Source organism: Mesorhizobium sp. WSM4837, from assembly GCF_055811435.1.
In genome coordinates this window covers 28,813-44,958 of sequence record NZ_JBVVQE010000023.1, presented here as the reverse complement: position 1 = coordinate 44,958, position 16,146 = coordinate 28,813, and the positions used below count along the sequence as shown (strand labels likewise).

At 63.9% G+C, this 16,146-nt stretch carries 17 protein-coding genes and 1 riboswitch; of the genes, 9 read left to right on the top strand and 8 right to left on the bottom strand.

Translation table 11 applies throughout. The features are described from left to right. Positions 1-93: 93 nt before the first annotated feature. Both AC0L3D_RS15735 and AC0L3D_RS15730 read left to right on the top strand, forming a co-directional pair. Complete coding sequence (locus AC0L3D_RS15735; RefSeq protein WP_473644963.1) at positions 94-1,092, top strand: DUF2125 domain-containing protein; 999 nt, start codon at positions 94-96, stop codon at positions 1,090-1,092. Positions 1,093-1,125: 33 nt separating this feature from the next. Further along, positions 1,126-2,061, top strand: a complete 936-nt coding sequence (locus AC0L3D_RS15730; RefSeq protein ID WP_473644961.1) for a sugar kinase — start codon at positions 1,126-1,128, stop codon at positions 2,059-2,061. A 91-nt stretch (positions 2,062-2,152) separates the two neighbouring features. Here the strand turns inward: AC0L3D_RS15730 and AC0L3D_RS15725 are convergent, their stop codons facing one another. Together AC0L3D_RS15725 and hisC are read right to left on the bottom strand one after the other, a co-directional pair. Further along, on the bottom strand, positions 2,153-3,088 hold the full coding sequence (locus AC0L3D_RS15725) for a prephenate/arogenate dehydrogenase family protein (protein WP_473644959.1): 936 nt from the start codon (positions 3,086-3,088) through the stop codon (positions 2,153-2,155). A gap of 6 nt (positions 3,089-3,094) precedes the next feature. Then, on the bottom strand, positions 3,095-4,204 hold the full coding sequence (gene hisC / locus AC0L3D_RS15720) for a histidinol-phosphate transaminase (RefSeq protein ID WP_473644957.1): 1,110 nt from the start codon (positions 4,202-4,204) through the stop codon (positions 3,095-3,097). A 172-nt stretch (positions 4,205-4,376) separates the two neighbouring features. Then, positions 4,377-4,454: riboswitch (SAM riboswitch) on the top strand. Between the two features lie 120 nt (positions 4,455-4,574). On the opposite strand from hisC, the gene metX reads away from it, so the two are divergent. Further along, positions 4,575-5,744 (top strand): homoserine O-acetyltransferase MetX, encoded by a 1,170-nt coding sequence (metX, locus tag AC0L3D_RS15715; RefSeq protein ID WP_095493438.1) that lies wholly within the window; start codon positions 4,575-4,577, stop codon positions 5,742-5,744. A gap of 115 nt (positions 5,745-5,859) precedes the next feature. Then, positions 5,860-6,474, top strand: a complete 615-nt coding sequence (gene metW / locus AC0L3D_RS15710; RefSeq protein ID WP_023797197.1) for a methionine biosynthesis protein MetW — start codon at positions 5,860-5,862, stop codon at positions 6,472-6,474. A gap of 71 nt (positions 6,475-6,545) precedes the next feature. On the opposite strand, the gene AC0L3D_RS15705 is transcribed toward metW, so the two are convergent. From AC0L3D_RS15705 to AC0L3D_RS15695, 3 genes are all read right to left on the bottom strand, one after another. Next, on the bottom strand, positions 6,546-7,316 hold the full coding sequence (locus tag AC0L3D_RS15705) for a DUF1194 domain-containing protein (RefSeq protein ID WP_473644955.1): 771 nt from the start codon (positions 7,314-7,316) through the stop codon (positions 6,546-6,548). A gap of 194 nt (positions 7,317-7,510) precedes the next feature. Further along, the gene (locus tag AC0L3D_RS15700) at positions 7,511-9,337 is read right to left on the bottom strand and encodes an ABC transporter ATP-binding protein/permease (protein WP_473644953.1); all 1,827 of its coding nucleotides are present in this window, start codon (positions 9,335-9,337) and stop codon (positions 7,511-7,513) included. Positions 9,338-9,452: 115 nt separating this feature from the next. Then, entirely contained in the window at positions 9,453-10,229 is a 777-nt protein-coding gene (locus AC0L3D_RS15695; RefSeq protein WP_091593108.1) for a class I SAM-dependent methyltransferase, read from the bottom strand. A 219-nt stretch (positions 10,230-10,448) separates the two neighbouring features. Here AC0L3D_RS15695 and gloB point away from each other — a divergent pair, with 219 nt between their 5' ends. Beyond that, the gene (gloB, locus tag AC0L3D_RS15690) at positions 10,449-11,216 is read left to right on the top strand and encodes a hydroxyacylglutathione hydrolase (protein WP_473644951.1); all 768 of its coding nucleotides are present in this window, start codon (positions 10,449-10,451) and stop codon (positions 11,214-11,216) included. 40 nt (positions 11,217-11,256) lie between these two features. Continuing rightward, a complete protein-coding gene (locus tag AC0L3D_RS15685) occupies positions 11,257-11,697 on the top strand; it encodes a cupin domain-containing protein (RefSeq protein WP_473644949.1) in 441 nt (146 codons plus the stop codon). On the opposite strand, the gene AC0L3D_RS15680 is transcribed toward AC0L3D_RS15685, so the two are convergent. The 3 genes from AC0L3D_RS15680 to AC0L3D_RS15670 are packed head-to-tail and all read right to left on the bottom strand — an operon-like array spanning position 11,672 to position 14,044. Next, a complete protein-coding gene (locus AC0L3D_RS15680; RefSeq protein ID WP_473644947.1) occupies positions 11,672-12,340 on the bottom strand; it encodes a lysoplasmalogenase family protein in 669 nt (222 codons plus the stop codon). The two genes, AC0L3D_RS15685 and AC0L3D_RS15680, sit on opposite strands and share 26 nt — an antisense overlap. Then, positions 12,340-13,227: an aromatic amino acid exporter YddG gene (gene yddG, locus AC0L3D_RS15675; RefSeq protein WP_473644945.1), complete on the bottom strand. Its 888-nt coding sequence runs from the start codon at positions 13,225-13,227 to the stop codon at positions 12,340-12,342. The genes AC0L3D_RS15680 and yddG overlap by 1 nt, the downstream gene beginning before the upstream one ends. Positions 13,228-13,255: 28 nt before the next feature. Further along, the gene (locus AC0L3D_RS15670) at positions 13,256-14,044 is read right to left on the bottom strand and encodes a DUF3108 domain-containing protein (RefSeq protein ID WP_473644943.1); all 789 of its coding nucleotides are present in this window, start codon (positions 14,042-14,044) and stop codon (positions 13,256-13,258) included. A gap of 254 nt (positions 14,045-14,298) precedes the next feature. Here AC0L3D_RS15670 and rpmB point away from each other — a divergent pair, with 254 nt between their 5' ends. The 3 genes from rpmB to AC0L3D_RS15655 all read left to right on the top strand — a co-directional run bounded on the left by rpmB (position 14,299) and on the right by AC0L3D_RS15655 (position 16,120). After that, on the top strand, positions 14,299-14,595 hold the full coding sequence (gene rpmB, locus AC0L3D_RS15665; RefSeq protein ID WP_023797188.1) for a 50S ribosomal protein L28: 297 nt from the start codon (positions 14,299-14,301) through the stop codon (positions 14,593-14,595). Between the two features lie 80 nt (positions 14,596-14,675). Continuing rightward, positions 14,676-15,356 carry a queuosine precursor transporter gene (locus AC0L3D_RS15660; RefSeq protein ID WP_128168744.1) on the top strand — a complete coding sequence of 227 codons (681 nt, stop codon included), beginning with the start codon at positions 14,676-14,678 and terminating at the stop codon, positions 15,354-15,356. Positions 15,357-15,418: 62 nt separating this feature from the next. Beyond that, complete coding sequence (locus AC0L3D_RS15655; protein ID WP_473644941.1) at positions 15,419-16,120, top strand: spermidine synthase; 702 nt, start codon at positions 15,419-15,421, stop codon at positions 16,118-16,120. The last annotated feature ends 26 nt before the right edge of the window (positions 16,121-16,146 follow it).

Below are 16,146 nucleotides of genomic sequence, written 5' to 3'. Positions count from 1 at the left end.
CTGAAATCGGTGTTTTTTCAATCCGTCTCCGTCTACCCGATCTTGCCGGAAACGACAGTCCCCTCTGCAACACGCGCCAACGAGAGCCGCAGCATGACGTCAAATGACGAACGCCCGCCGAATTTTCTCCGCCGGCTGTTCTGGCTCGGCGTTTTCATCGTCGTGCTGTTCGGCCTCTACAGTGCCGGCTGGTTCTACCTGGCAGACAAGGTCAAGAGCGAAGCCGACATAGCGGTGGCCGAACTCAACGGCAGTGGCATCGCGGCGGACTGCGCCAATCTCACGGTCAGCGGCTACCCCTCAAGCTTCGCCGTTTCCTGCGACAGTCTGGCTTATCAGGACGACAGCAGGAACGTCGCCGCCTCGCTCGGCAGCCTCAAAGCAGTCACCCACATCACCCAGATCCTGTCGCCTGGCGCCGACCTGCGCGGGCCGCTCAGGACCTCCGTGCCGGGGATGGCGCCGCTGTGGATCGACTGGGACGATCTGCGAGCGAACGTCCAACTGTCCTGGCCCCTGCCCCGGCGCGTTTCACTGGAGGCAGAGGCTCTGTCAGCCCAGACCGATCCGGCCGATGGCACAGACCCGGTCGAGCTGTTCAGCGCTGGGACAGCGGCCGGAGAATTGCGTCCGAACGGCCAGGACATCGACTATACCGGGAGTTTTACCGACCTCGAAATCGATCCGGGCGCGATCGATGGCCGCGTGCTGCCGCCGCTCGACGGCGGCGGCGACGTGACGCTGAAGAACGGCGTGGCGCTGATCAAGACACAAACAGAGAGCCTGCGCGGCCAGGCGGTGGATATTGGCAAGCTCGATCTGTCGTCGGGGAGCGCGCACGTCACCGTTTCCGGACCGGTTTCGGTCGATGCCAACGGGCTGATCGACGCCGATTTGATGATCAAGCTCAGCGATCCGAAGGCGGTGGCGGAAATCCTCGGCAAGGCCATTCCCGAGCAGAAGAGCCAGATCAAAACCGGCTTTGCCGGGCTGGCGCTGCTTGGCAATGAACCGTCGATGCCGCTCAAGATCGTCAAGGGCAAGGTCTCGCTCGGTTTTATCCCGCTGGGCAGCATCGAGCCGGTCGATTAGGCGATGATTGCGAACCTCCAGTTCGGAAAGACCATGGCCAAACAGGAAGACCGCCCGGTGAAGCTCCTGAGTGTTGGCGCGCTGACGCTCGATACGATCCTTCGCGTCGACACGCTTCCGGCGCGTCAGGGCAAGTTCATCGCGTCCGACGGCGTCCAGATCGCCTCGGGCATGGCTTCGAGCGCGGCCTGCGCCGCACGCCGCCTCGGCGCGGAGGTATCGCTGTGGGCGAGCGCGGGAGACGACCTCGTCGGCGATCAGCTGGTCGCCGGCATTGAGGCCGAAGGCATCGATTGCAGCTTTGTCCGGCGCGTCGCCGGCGCGCGGTCGGCACTGTCGGCCATCCTGGTCGACACGCATGGCGAGCGCATTATCGTTCCGTTCTATGACAAGCTCGCCCAGGCCGACCCCGAAGCGCTCCCCAGTCAGGATCTCACCGCATTCGACGCCGTCCTGGTCGACGTGCGCTGGCCGGGCGCGGCAACTCTGGCCCTGACGGCGGCGCGCGCAATCGGCCGTCCAGCCATACTCGACGCCGACACCGCGCCACGGGCCGTGCTGGAACGACTGTTTCCGCTCGCCACGCATATCGTCGCGTCGGAGCCGGCGGCGTTCATCCTCTGCGGCGAGGAGCAAGGCACGCAAAAGGCCTGTGAAGCGCTGGCCAGGCGCACCGATGCTTTCGTAGCGGTGACCGGCGGCGCAGCGGGAAGCTGGTGGTTCGACCGCTCGGTGGCGTCGGTGCGCCATGTCGCGGCGCCAAAGATCAAGGCAGTGGATACACTTGCCGCCGGCGACGTGTTTCACGGCGCCTTTGCCGTCGGGCTGGCCGAGGCGATGCCGATCGAACGGACATTGCGGTTTGCCAGCGCCGCCGCCGCGCTCAAATGCCTGCGCTTCGGCGGCAGGCTGGGAGCGCCCGACAGGGCCGAGACACTGGCGATGATGGCGGCTCACTGGCCGGATTGAGCGCGCGGCGGCCTTCAAATCGGATGGTACCGCCGCTCTATCTTTTGCTTGAGCATCGGATTTCACCTAAAACCTGTACGGGTCCGATGCTCTATCCCTTGGCCGGATGCTCGACTGCCTGCCGGCCAAAGTCCGGCACGTCGATGTCCTGGCCGGCCTCGATGATCGAGCGGCGCACGGCGCGGGTGCGGGTGAACAGGTCGAACAGCTTTTCGCCGTCGCCCCAGCGGATCGCCCGCTGCAGCGAGGCCAGATCCTCCGAGAACCGCGCCAGCATTTCGAGGATGGCATCCTTGTTGTGCAGGCAGACGTCCCGCCACATCGTCGGGTCGGACGCGGCAAGGCGCGTGAAGTCGCGAAAGCCGGAGGCCGAATATTTTATGACCTCGGACTTGGTCACCGACTCCAGATCGTCGGCGGTGCCGACGATGTTATAGGCGATGATGTGCGGCAGGTGCGAGACGATGGCCAATGTCATGTCGTGATGCTGGGGATCCATCGTGTCGATGTTGGAGCCGCAGCGGCGCCAGAATTCCGAGAGCCTTTCCAGCGCCTCGGGATCGGTGCCGGGTAGCGGCGTGAAGATGCACCAGCGGTTTTCGAACAATTCGGCAAAGCCGGCGTCCGGACCCGATTTTTCAGTGCCGGCCAGTGGATGGCCGGGAATGAAATGCACGCCGGCAGGCACATGCGGCTGCATCTGCGCGATGACCGACGCCTTGGTCGAGCCGACATCGGTGAGAATTGCGCCCTGCTTCAGCGCCGGTGCGATTTCCTCGGCGACCTCGCCCGAAGAACCGACCGGCACCGAAACGATGACCAGGTCGGCATCGCCGACCGCCTTTTTCGCATCCGACGTGTAGAAGGAGCCGAGGCCGAGTTGTTTCGCCCGCGCCAGCGTCGTTTCGCTGCGCGTCGAGATGGCGACATGACCGGCAAGGCCTTCGCGATGGATTACGCGGGCCAGCGACGAGCCGATCAGGCCGATGCCGACCAGCGCGATCTTTTCGAACATCGGTGATGTCATGGTGTTCTAGCTTTTCAGAAATGTCGCGAGGGCGGCGACAACGCCGCGATTGGCCTCTTCGGTGCCGATGCTCATGCGCAGCGCATTCGGGAAGCCGTAGCCGGAAACGCGCCGCAATATGTAGCCGCGCGCACAGAGGTAATCGTCCGCAGCTGCCGCCGAATGTTTTTTGTCTTCGGGAAAGTGGATGAGGACGAAATTGCCGACGCTCGGCGTCACCCGCAGTCCGAGCCTGGTCAACTCCTCGCTCACCCAGGTCAGCCAGGTCTCGTTATGCGCCACGCTTCGCTCGACATGGGCACGGTCGCGGATCGCGGCAATGCCGGCCTCGATCGCCGTCGCGTTGACGTTGAAGGGACCCCGCACCCGGTTGATCGCATCGATGACATGCATCGGCGCGTACATCCAGCCGATCCGCGCGCCGCCGAGGCCGAGCTTGGAGAAGGTGCGGGTCATAACCACGTTTTCCGCACCAGCCACCAGTTCGACGCCGGCTTCATAATCGTTGCGGCGGACATATTCGGCATAGGCTGCATCAAGCACCAGAAGCACGTTTCGAGGCAGGCCGGCATGCAGGCGGCGCACCTCCTGGAACGGCAAATAGGTACCGGTCGGGTTGTTGGGATTGGCGAGGAAAATGATCCTGGTACGCGGCGTCACCGCAGCGAGGATCGCATCGACGTCGGCACGCTCATTGGTTTCCTTGACCGAGACCGGGACAGCACCTGCCGACTGGATGTAGATCTTGTAGACCATGAAGCCGTGTTCGGTGATCACAGCCTCGTCGCCGGGCGCGAGATAGGTCTGCGCAAGCAGGCCCAGAATCTCGTCGGAACCATTGGAACAGACGATGTTCGCCGGATTGAGGCCATGCACCTCGGCGATCGCCTCCCGCAGGCGCCTGGCGGTGCCGTCGGGATATATGTCGAGCTTGGCCGCAACGTCGCGCGCGGCTTCTATCGCCTTCGGCGAGGGGCCGAGCGGGTTCTCGTTCGACGACAATTTGTGGACCTTGGCAACGCCGGCCGGCGCCGTGCTTTTGCCCGGCACATAGGCTTCGATGTCCATGATCCCCGCGCGGGGCGTTGGACGTGCCTGATCCGATGCCTGGTTCATATTGCAAAAATCCGTCGAGAACGCTTCCGCTGCTCCAACGCGATGCGAATTTCAGATCCGCCACACTGGAAGCCGCCGCGGAAATACAAGCCGTGGCCTGGAATGTCGAGAGGCGGCAATGATCGGTGCGTGACTGGACGTTGACGCCGAGGCGCGCCGGTCCTAAAGAAAGGCGAAATCCCGTGGTGATTTGGCCGGTCGGCTTGCAGCCACGTTAAACAACTCGCTAAAGGGCCGTTTGCATCCTGTAACCGGCTTTGCGAAGGCAATGCCGGTTTTTTTGTTGTCCGCAGCCGGCCGGACAGTCGCATCGAGCCGAAAATCGCAATCGACTTTCGGAAAACACGATGGGTTAATGTAAGAGGATGCGATGGTCGCGCTGCGCACGAAAAGAACCAACAACGAGGCCGACGAGCCGTCGAGCCCGGTGTTGCGTTTCGGCGCCGACAAGCCGCTCAAGCTCGATGCCGGCACACTGCTGTCGCCGTTCCAGATCGCCTACAAGACCTACGGCACGCTCAACGACGCCCGCTCCAACGCCATCCTCGTCTGCCATGCGCTGACTGGCGACCAGCATGTCGCCAGCACCAATCCGGTGACCGGCAAGCCGGGCTGGTGGGAAGTGCTCATCGGCCCCGGCAAGATCATCGACACCAGCCGCTTCTTCGTCATCTGCTCGAACGTCATCGGCGGCTGCCTCGGCTCGACCGGCCCCGCCTCGACCAATCCCGCCACCGGCAAGCCGTACGGGCTCGACCTGCCGATCATCACCATCCGCGACATGGTGCGGGCGCAGTTGATGCTGGTCGACCATTTCGGCATCGAAAAACTGTTCTCGGTGCTCGGCGGCTCGATGGGCGGCATGCAGGTGCTGCAATGGGCGTCGAGCTATCCGGAGCGCGTTTTCTCGGCGCTGCCGATCGCCACCGGCGCGCGCCATTCCTCGCAGAACATCGCCTTCCATGAGGTCGGCCGGCAAGCGGTGATGGCCGATCCCGACTGGCATGGCGGCAAATATTTCGAGCAGGGCAAGCGCCCGGAAAAGGGACTGGCCGTGGCGCGCATGGCCGCTCACATCACCTATCTGTCGGAGGCGGCCCTGCACCGAAAATTTGGCCGCAACCTGCAGGACCGTGAAGCGCTCACCTTCGGTTTCGACGCCGACTTCCAGATTGAGAGCTATCTGCGCCATCAGGGCATGACCTTCGTAGACCGCTTCGACGCCAACTCCTATCTCTACATGACCCGAGCGATGGACTATTTCGACCTCGCCGCCGATCATGGCGGCCGGCTGGCCGACGCCTTTGCCGGCACCAGGACCCGTTTCTGCCTGGTCTCCTTCACCAGCGACTGGCTGTTCCCGACCGAGGAGAGCCGCTCGGTCGTTCACGCGCTGAACGCGGCCGGCGCCTCGGTGTCCTTCGTCGAGATCGAGACTGATCGCGGCCACGACGCCTTCCTGCTCGACGAGCCGGAGCTGTTCGCCGCCATCAACGGCTTCATCGCGTCGGCGGCCCGCGCCAGGGGGCTCAGCGCATGACCCCCAAAGATTACAGCCTTTTCGAACCGGCATCTTGCGCCAGGCAGCAGCGCATGACGCCTGAAGTTTGCAGGCTTTTCGGATCAAGGTCATGCGCCAGTCAAGAGGCACGATCATGAGTGTCAACCACGCCCAGCGCGTCGACCTCGAAGTCGTCGCCGATCTCATCCCGCCGCAGTCGCGGGTGCTGGACGTCGGCTCCGGCGATGGCCTGCTGCTCGAATTGCTGCAGGCGACGAAGCAGGTCGACGGCCGCGGGATGGAACTGTCGCAGCGCGGCGTCAACGAATGCGTGGCGCGCGGCCTGTCCGTCATCCAGGGCGACGCCGACAAGGACCTCAAATTCTATCCCGACAAGGGTTTTGATTTCGTCGTCCTGTCGCAGACCTTGCAGGCGACCCGCAACCCGAAGCTGGTGCTCGACGAGTTGCTCAGGATCGGCAAGCACGCCATCGTCTCCTTCCCCAATTTCGGCCACTGGCGGGTACGCCTTTCGCTGTTCGTCGAAGGGCGGATGCCGGTGACCAAGGACCTGCCCTATTCCTGGTACGACACGCCCAACATCCATTTCTGCACCATCCGCGACTTCGTCAATCTCTGCGAAGAGCTCGGCGCAACGGTGGAAAAGGCAACCGCGCTCGACGCCAATGGCCAGAAAATCGGCCTGTCGATGCCATGGTGGTTCTGGAATTTCTTTGGCCAGCAGGCGGTGTTCCTGCTGAAGCGATAACGGCGACCCGTCGCTTCGGCCAGCCGGCCCGAGTCCGGAGACATCTGGGACTGATCGCCATTCGTCGAGGTCTAGCGATCAAGTTCCGGAAAATACGGATCGGAGAAAAACCGCCGACCGCGCTCGCCTTGCAAACAGTCGACCGGTGCTGCCGCATCGACCGGGACGGATCCGGGATCGGCCCCGGGACCGGCATTAGGATCGGCAACACCGCTGACCTCGAGGACCAGCTTGCGGCGTATGGCGGTCACGAATTCCGAAGCGGCATAGACCGGCAGCACGAAGGAGCCTGGCCCGCCTGTGACGCACTCGGCATAGTATTGGTCGAGATGGCTGAAGCTGGGCGACGGGCTGAGCAGGATCGGCAGGCCATTGATGACGATGCCCTTTGCTATCGCGGCGTCGCGTGTCGTGGCGACGGGCATCCCGATATTGTTGGGGCCATCGCCTGAGATGTCGATGACGCTGCGCGTCGCGTCGAAGGCGGCTCCATCCAAAAGCTTGGCGCCGAAGGCGAGCGCACTGGAAATCGAGGTGCCGCGAAAGCTCCTGAACGGGCGCGCCTCGATCTTGCCGGCGAATACCTCGGCGCTCTCGGCATCGTCGATGACCTGCCAGGCAATGACGGCGTCGTCGCGGACGGTGCCTGCCCATTCGAAATAGGCCAGCGCAATGCGGCCGTTCACGCCCGAACGCACCGCATTGATGAAGTCGGGGTGGCGCAGCGCCTTGACATAGCCGGCGCGCTGCAGGGCGAATTCCTTTTCGTCCATCGAGTGCGAGATGTCGACCGCCAGCACCAGTTCGACGTCCACGGCAATGGTGTCGGCAGGCGCGGCCAATGGTGCTGCCTGGGCACGGGCAAGGCAGGCAAGCAGGCTGACGCAGGTCGCCCAAAAGCGCGCACCGGTTTTGGGGTAACGACAAGCATCGAAGCAAAGACTCAAAGCGTGTCGCATGAATCCAACGCCGCAGGCTTCCGAACGATGCCGGCAATCTTTCGCCGCGATCACGGCAAAATAAAGCTTACGGCCGGCTATGCCTGTTGGTGGGCTTTGGCGACGGCCGGGGGCGGTTCGATCGCGCCGGCCCTGACGCGGACTGGCTTGAGAGCCGGTCGCTCGACGTCTTTCACGATCGCCAATGAGCGCGGGAAGAATTCAATATTCTGCTGGCCACGGCCGATATTGAGGATCGCGGCGTCGGCAAGACGCGCCTCCAGCATCGACAGCACCCGCCGCAGCGTCGCGCCGTCGAACGTGTCCAAAGCCTCATCGATGATCACCCATTTCGGCTGCCGCAAGACCAGCCGGGCAAAGGCAAGCAGGCGCTGCTCGTCATCGCTCAATTCGCGCTCCCAGCGCGCCGACCGGTCGAGCGAGGATGACAGCCGCCCGAGACCGACCTCGGCAAGCACCGCCGAGATCTCGGCGTCGCTGACCGCGGCATCGGCGTGGTCGAGCACCTCGCGCAGCGTGCCGAGCGGGAAATAGGGTTTTCGGGGAACGAAGGCCGGCACCTCTCCGGCCGGCATGCCGATCCGCCCGCTTCCCCACGGCCACAGACCGGCAATGGCGCGGAAGAACAGCGTCTTGCCGGCGCGCGGATCTCCGGTGATCATGACGCGCTCGCCGGCGCGGATCTCGACATGGGGCTCGGCGAGCTTGGTGCATCCATCCCGCGACGCAATTTCGAGCTTGTCGAATGTCAGCCTGCCGTCCGGATTTTCGCCGAACTCGATGCGCCTCTCGCTGTGGTGGAGCACATCCGTTTCAGCAAGCGCGATGCGGAAATCGGCGACGCGCATCAGCGTGGCGCGCCAATCGGCGATGCCGCCGATATTGTTGATGAACCAGCGCAACGAGGAATGCACCTGGTTGAAGGCGCCGACAGCCATCATCAGCCCGCCGAAGCTGATGTCACCGGCAAAATAGACCGGCGCGGCGACGAGGATCGGCGCGACGACAGTGATCCAGCCATAGGTGTCGGTCACCCAGGAAAGATTGATCTGGGCGCTGTAGATGCGCCGCATCGCGCCCAGCACCGTGCCGAGGTCGAGCTCAAGCCGCCGTCGCGCGTCGGCCTCGCCGTGCGCAAGCGCGATGGCATCGACATTCTCGTTGACGCGGACCACCGAGGAGCGCAGCTCCGCCTCGCGCGTATAGCGGTCGCTGTTGAAGCGGATGAGCGGCCGTCCGACCAGCCAGCTCAGCCAGGAGGCGGTGCCGGCATAGAGGATTGCGGCCCACACCATGTAGCCCGGAATCGCAAGCGAATAGCCGCCGACATGGAAGACGAAGCCGGAAGACAGCGACCAAAGGACGCCGACGAACGAAACAAGCAGAATCAACGACTGCAATAGCCCTATGCCGAGACCTGACGAAAGATCGGAGAGATGCCCGGCATCCTGCTGCAGGCGCTGGTCGGGGTTGACGCCGATGGCGCCGGCGTTGGCGAGCCGGAAAGCCCGCGCCGGCCGCATCCATTCACCGATCAGATCGACGGTCAACGCCTCACGCAGCTTCAGCCGGATCGTCTGGTCGAGCCAGGTCTGGCCGACATTGAGCACCACAAGCCCGCCGGCAATGGCGGAAAACACCAGAAGCTGGTGCAGGAAACCCTGCATGTCGCGCCGAGCCAGCGCGTCGTAAAAGGGCTCGTTCCAGCGATTGAGCAGAACCTGCCCGATCGAGGTTGCCACAATGACGGCGACGATGCCGAGGCAGGCCCAGAGCAGTTGTTTGCGGATCGGCGACTTCGCCAGCGCCAGCCTGATTGTCGCCAGCTGGTCGCGCAGGCTGCTAGCTTCGACCGACGCGGCAATCGGCTTGGCGCTGGCCTCGAAATCCGGATGATCAGCCATTGATGAAGACCCTTCGCAAGCGGTGCTGAAACCGGTGAGCAAGTCGACTCAATCGGGTAGCAAACCCGCCCACGACAGATAGGTGGGAAAAAGCGTGATTCCGATCACGAAAACGTCATCGGCGGCCCGGCGACGGCGCCTTCCCGCTCGGCGATATCCGGCCGAGCCTTGTGGCGCCATGCGGCGAGAAAACCGGCACGAAGACGCGGCGAGAGGCGCGCTGGACGACCGGCACACCCTGATAGAGCCGCTTCTGCGCCTCGACGACGATGACGCCGGAAAAGATCGGCCAGAACCTGCGGCCGGCGCGCTCCAGCACATTGTGGAACCGCATCATGAAGCGTCGCCGCGATGGCGGGAAGAACAGGGCGTCGGACCAGGCCGCCGGCGTGAAATTCGCTTCGCGCAGCAATTCGGTGAGCTGGCCGCGCGAGAAAGGCCGGCCGCTGCCGAACGGCGTATGCTCGAAACGGGCCCAGACACCGCGCCGGTTGGGCACGACGATGACGACGCGGCCGGCGGGCGACAGCACCCGCCAGATTTCGTTCAGCGTCTCGCGCGGGTTCTCGGCATGTTCGAGTGAATGGACGAGCAGCATGCGGTCGATGGAGGCATCGACCAGCGGCAATTCCTCATCGAAGACCAGCGCGGTCGCGGTCGGCCCGGTGGCCGGCCAGACCACCGCGCCTTGCGTCGCCGGCATGAAGGCAAAGACACGTTCGGCATCGGTGCCGAACCGCTCCAGCCATGGCAAGGTGTAGCCGAGGCCGACCAGCCGCTCATTGGGCACGACAGCCCATATCGAGGACAACGCCATGGTGATCGAGCGTTCGGCCAATCGCCCGAGCGTGGTCGAATAAAACGAGCGAAGGTCGACGATATCGGAATGCATGCGCGGCACGCTATCTTCGATGCTGTCCAAGTTCAACAAAGGCGCCCAGTTCTACAAAGACGGATGACATCCGCGGGCAAGCGCCCTATGTCTGCGGCGACTGCTGCATCGGCCAGAAATCGGTTTCGATTTCGGAAGACACGATGCAGCAGGTAAAAAGTGTCAGAAGCGTCCTTTGTGCGTCCAACTGGACGCGCGGCGCTCTCGTGGAGAGATGCGATGCCGGTTGAAATCGAACAATTCATGTGCCGCAGCGACAATTTCGGTGTGCTGGTGCATGACCCGAAAAGCGGCCAGGCCGCGATCATCGACGCGCCCGAGGAGGCGTCGATTCTGGCCGCGATCGAGCGTACCGGCTGGACGCCGACGATGATCCTGACCACCCATCACCATGTCGACCATGTCGAGGCCAACCTGGCGCTGAAGGAGCGCTTCAAGCTGCGCATCGTCGGACCGGAAGCGGAAAAGGCAAAAATCCCCGGCATCGACGAAACCGTCGAGCAGGGTTCGGTCATCCACCTCGGCGAGGAGAGGATCGACGTGATCGCCACGCCCGGCCACACGGCGGGCCATGTCTCCTATCATCTGCCGGCGTCGAAAGTGGCGTTCACCGCCGACACGCTGTTCGCACTCGGCTGCGGCCGGCTGTTCGAATGCAAGCCGCCGGTGATGTACGATTCGTTGAAGAAGCTCGCGGCGCTTCCGGCCGAGACGGTCGTCTATTGCGGCCATGAATACACGCTTTCCAACGCCCGCTTCGCGCTGACCGTCGACCCGACCAATTCGGCATTGAAGGAGCGCGCCGCGAAAATCGAAGCGTTGCGCGCCGACGGCAAGCCGACGCTGCCGACCACGATCGGTGAGGAACTGTCGACCAATCCGTTCCTGCGCTGGCACGATCCGGCAATCCGCAAGCATCTCGGCATGGAGAACGCCTCCGACGCCGAAGTGTTCGCCGAAATACGCAAGCGCAAGGACAATTTCTGAGCACCGTTGATGGTCTGGCATCCATGAAGGTCTGAGGAAAATGACCAGTCCCGCCGAAATCATCGCGGCGCTCGGCCTGAAACCGCATCCGGAAGGCGGCTGGTATGCCGAGACCTTTCGCGATGGCGCGGATGGCGCTCGCGGCCATTCGACCGCGATCTATTTCCTTTTGGAGCAGGAGCAAGTGTCGGCCTGGCACCGCGTCAAGGACGCCGCCGAGGTCTGGCATTTCTATGCCGGCGCCCCGCTGGCACTGTCGATGCATCGGGAAAACGGGCCGGTGATCGAGCAGGTGCTCGGCACGGCATTGGCGGCGGGCGAGCGGCCGCAGATCGTTGTGCCGGCAGGCTGGTGGCAGTCGGCGCGCAGCCTGGGCGAGTGGACGCTGGCCGGCTGCACCGTGGCGCCGGGCTTCGATTTCGCCGCCTTCGAGCTGGCCGAACCAGGCTGGAGTCCTAGCCCAGCAGGAAACCCATCGTGATCGCCAGCTGGGCGGCATAATACAGCACCCAGACCGCGCGGCGCGTCCAGATACGGTGCGGCGAGATGGCGCTCAGCAGGAACTTTTCCGCGGCGACCAGCGCGTCGGACGCCATGAACAGCACGGCGCCGACGACGACCCAGAAATTGCTCAGGGTCAGCGCCGAAATGCCCATGGCAAAAATTGTCGCGATATAGACGCTGATGGGAAGGCGCAGGGCGGGGCCGACACGGCGCCAGAGCGCAAAAAGCATAGCGAGCGCCAACACGGTCATTGCCACGGCAATCGCCGCGCGCCACGGCTCGGCCGAGAGCAGCCCGACCCCCTCGCCGGAGCGCAGGAACAGCGCGCTGTAAAGCCCATGCGCCACGAGAAAACTGGCCAGCCCGCCGACAAAAGCCTTTTCACCGTCGCGCGACAGCAATGCGTCGCCGATGGCGCTGAGCGCCAGCGCCGCGATGAGCAGCCACGGACCGCCCTGCAGCGATGCCAGCACGGTGAGCATTGCCACGGCCAGCGTCTTGACCGCGGAACGCGCAAGCTTCGGCGGCATGTCGATGGTGAAGGCGTAGATCACCGCGGCGGCCAGCGAAAACAGCAGCGTCGCATTGGCGTCGGCGTCGATGCCGCCGGGAAACGGCATCACGCCCCTGCCTCGCTCGCAGCCCTCTTGCGCAAGAACAGCGATTTCGCCGCAAGCGCTGCGCCGCCGGTGATCAGCACGCAGGCGGCGAGGATGCGCAGGGACGGCTCGGCGAAGCCGGCTGATATCAGCACCAGCGTCGACAGCAGCGGCGCGGCATAGCTTGCCGCGCCCAGCACCTGGATGTTGCCGCGCTTGACGCCGATATCCCAGGCGTAGAAGGCCGCGCCCACCGGCATCAGGCCGAGGCCGAGCACGGCCAGCCACTGGCCGGCGCCGACAGGCAGCACCGTCTCTTCCAGCAGCAGATGGCAGACAAGCGCAAGCGCTGCCGTGGCCGCACAGAACCAGGTGACGATGCTGGTCGGCACCGACGGAAAGCGGCGCGACAACAGCGAATAGGACGACCACAGCACGGCGCAGACGCCGGCCATCGCATAGCCGAAGGCATAGCGCGCGTCGAAGGCAATCCCGCCGCCCTTGGTGACGATCAGAAAAGTGCCGGCAAGGCCGAGCAGTGCGCCGACGACATGGTTCCAGGCCAGCCGCTCGCCCGGCATCAGCGCCGATCCGAGCACGATGAGCAGCGGCCACAGATAGGCGATGAGGCTCGCCTCCACCGCCGGCGCGTTGCGTAGCGCAGTGAAATAGAAGAAGTGATAGCCGAACAGGCCGGCAATGCCGATCAGCCACACTTGCGGCGGTATTTTCTCGCTCCCGGCGGTGGCCGGCATGAACAGCCGCGCGACGAGCCCGACGCCAGTGCCGATCGTGAAGGTGATCGCCGAGAGCAGGAATGGCGGCACCGCGCCGGAAGCGTCCGTAAGCAGTGCCAGCAGCGCCCACATGGCGACCGCCGAGAAGCCGATCAGTGTTGCGCGCCCCATGTCCGTCTCCGGCGGCGCGCGATCGCGCCTATTCTGTCGCTTCGAACCGCTCCGCGCTGACGGTGAGGGTGCCGATTTTCGTGCCGACCGTGGCGTGGATCGGCGCATATACGCCGGTTTGGCCGACCGGTGCAAACGTCACCATGATGCGGCTGCGCTTTCTCAGGTAATCCAGGGATTTGCGGTTCTTGCGATAACCCGCCACCGGCTCAAAATCCAGCCGGCAAGTGACGGTATCGCCCTCGTAGCCGCGCACCGAGGTCGAGCCTTTCGACTCGTAGGTCAGCGTCAGATCAGCACGCATCTCGCCGTCATAGAGCTTCACCGTGCGCCCGCAGACCTTGTCGAGACTATCGGCATGGAGGACGGTGGCGGCCATCGGATCGAGCACCGAGGCGAGATGGCTGGCGGCCAGCGGTATCCATTTCTTGGAATTGCGCTTCTTCGGCGCAGGCACGACCTTGGTCGCGGTAACACTGCCGTTGGCGAACTGGATATCGATCATCGATGCCTTGTCGCCCGATTTGTAGTCGGCGCGGAACGCCTGCGGCTGCAATTGCTTGCCCAAAATCTTGCCCTTCGACGAGACCGTGCCACGCGTGTCGTCGAATATTGTGGCGAGGCCGGCGCTGGAGACGCTGCCTTCGATCGAATAGGTATCGCCTTCGTAACTGCTGGAAAAGCTTGCCTTGGCCACCGAGAAGCCGTGGACCGAAACCGTATACTCGCCCTTGAAGGATTGTTGCGTGGCGGCAGAAATTGCCGTCGGCAGCGCCACGGCGAGCGATGCAAGGAGAGCATGAGACGAACGAAGCATGGCGGGATCGATCCTCGATTTTCACAGAAGCGCGCAACTCCAGCCTGGCATCTCCTTGTGCGACCGCTTATAGACTGAATTTCGGCCTTTATGTGAAAGACGTCGTCACACCCGGGCGCAAGCCGGAGCTTGACGCATCGCCGAAATGCAACTATGGAACGCCAACTTTTTCCATAAGGCCGCCTGACCGAAACCGCGCGCCACCCGGCGCGGGTTGAATGTTTGGCCAGACCGAGAACTGAAGGTTTAGAACCATGTCCCGCACCTGCGAACTCACTGCCAAGGCAGTCATGTCCGGCAACAATGTGAGCCACGCCAATAACAAGAGCAAGCGTCGCTTCCTGCCCAATCTCGTCAATGTGACGCTGATCTCGGAAGCGCTGAACCAGAATGTGCGCCTGCGCATTTCGGCCAACGCGCTGCGTTCGGTCGAGCATCGCGGCGGCCTTGATGCGTTCCTGGCCAAGGCCGACGCCAAGGAGCTGTCGCAGCGCGCGCGGCTGCTGAAGAAGCAGATCGCCAAGAAGCTCGCCGAACAGCCGGCTGCTTAATTTTTCAGGCACCGCCTTCCAAGGAGTGTCGTCCGAACTCGGCATGACACCCCGCTGGTTCCATTACCCAGGATAAAAAAATGAGCTTTTTCTCCCGATATCTGCCCTTTGTTGCGGCCATGGCGCTTGTCGTGGTGGCGTCGAACGTCCTCGTGCAGTTCCCGCTGCAGGGTGCAGTCGGCGGCCTGTCGCTGGCCGACATTCTGACCTGGGGCGCCTTCACCTACCCGTTCTCCTTCCTGGTCACCGACCTTGCCAATCGCCGCTACGGCCCGGCTGTGGCGCGCCGGATCGTGTTTGTCGGCTTCACGGCGGCAGTGATCTGCTCGGTCGTCATCCCGCCCTTGCTGTTCCGCTACGGCCTGATCGAATTCGAAACGGCCGCCGACCGGCTGGTGCGCATTGCGGCGGCTTCCGGCACCGCGTTCCTGATCGCGCAGCTGCTCGACGTGACCGTGTTCAACCGGTTGCGCCGGCAGAGCTGGTGGCGGGCGCCGATCGTCGGCACGCTGGTCGGCTCGGTGTTCGACACCGCGGTGTTCTTCACGATCGCCTTTTCGGCGGCTTTCGCCTTCGCTGGCCCGAACGATGGCTTTGCGCTCGAAACGGCGCCGCTGATGGGCGTGCTGCCGGTCGAGGCCATGCGCTGGGTTTCATGGGCGCTCGGCGACCTCGGCGTGAAGCTAATCATAGCCGTGGTGGCGCTGATCCCCTACCGGCTGCTTGCCGCCCGCTGGAGCCAGCCGGCACTGGCGGCATAGAGCATGATCCCTAAAAGTGGGAACCGGTTTTCGGAAAAGATCATGCTCACAGGTTCTCAAGCATGATCCCATGGGTCCAACTCGATACCGCGAAAACGCCTGACGGCGGACATGAGCTGCGCCTGAAACAACGCGGCGCCGAATTCTCGATCATGCTCGGCTCGAACGAGCTGATGAACAGTCGCCTCAGCGGTTCTGAGGAAGCGCTGGCGAGGCTGTCCTGCCACAGGATTGCCGGCCGCAGGCAGCCGAAAATCCTGATCGGCGGGCTGGGCATGGGTTTCACGCTGCGCGCCGCGCTCGCCGAGCTTGGCGCCGATGCCGGCATCGTTGTCGCCGAGTTGGTGCCCACCGTGGTGGCGTGGGGGCACGGCCCGATGGCCTCGCTGTTCGGCGGCTGTCTCGACGATCCGCGCGTGACCATTCGCGAGGCGGATGTCGGGCAGATCATACGATCGGAAGCCTCGGCTTGGGATGCCATCCTGCTCGACGTCGACAATGGGCCGGAAGGGATCGTCCACAGGGCCAACGATGCTCTTTACAGTATAGCCGGGCTGATCAGCGCGAGAGCAGCGCTCAAGCCCGGCGGCGTGCTGGCGGTCTGGTCGCAGGGACCCGACAGCGGTTTTACCCGTCGGCTCAAGCAGGCGGGCTTCGCGGTCGAGGAGGCCAAGGTGCGAGCCAATGGCAAGCGCGGCGCACGCCAAATCATCTGGATCGCGACCAACGGACCCCGGCCTGCTGCAACCGGCGCCAAGCTGTAGCTTGTTATCGGCCGTCCTTTGCCGAC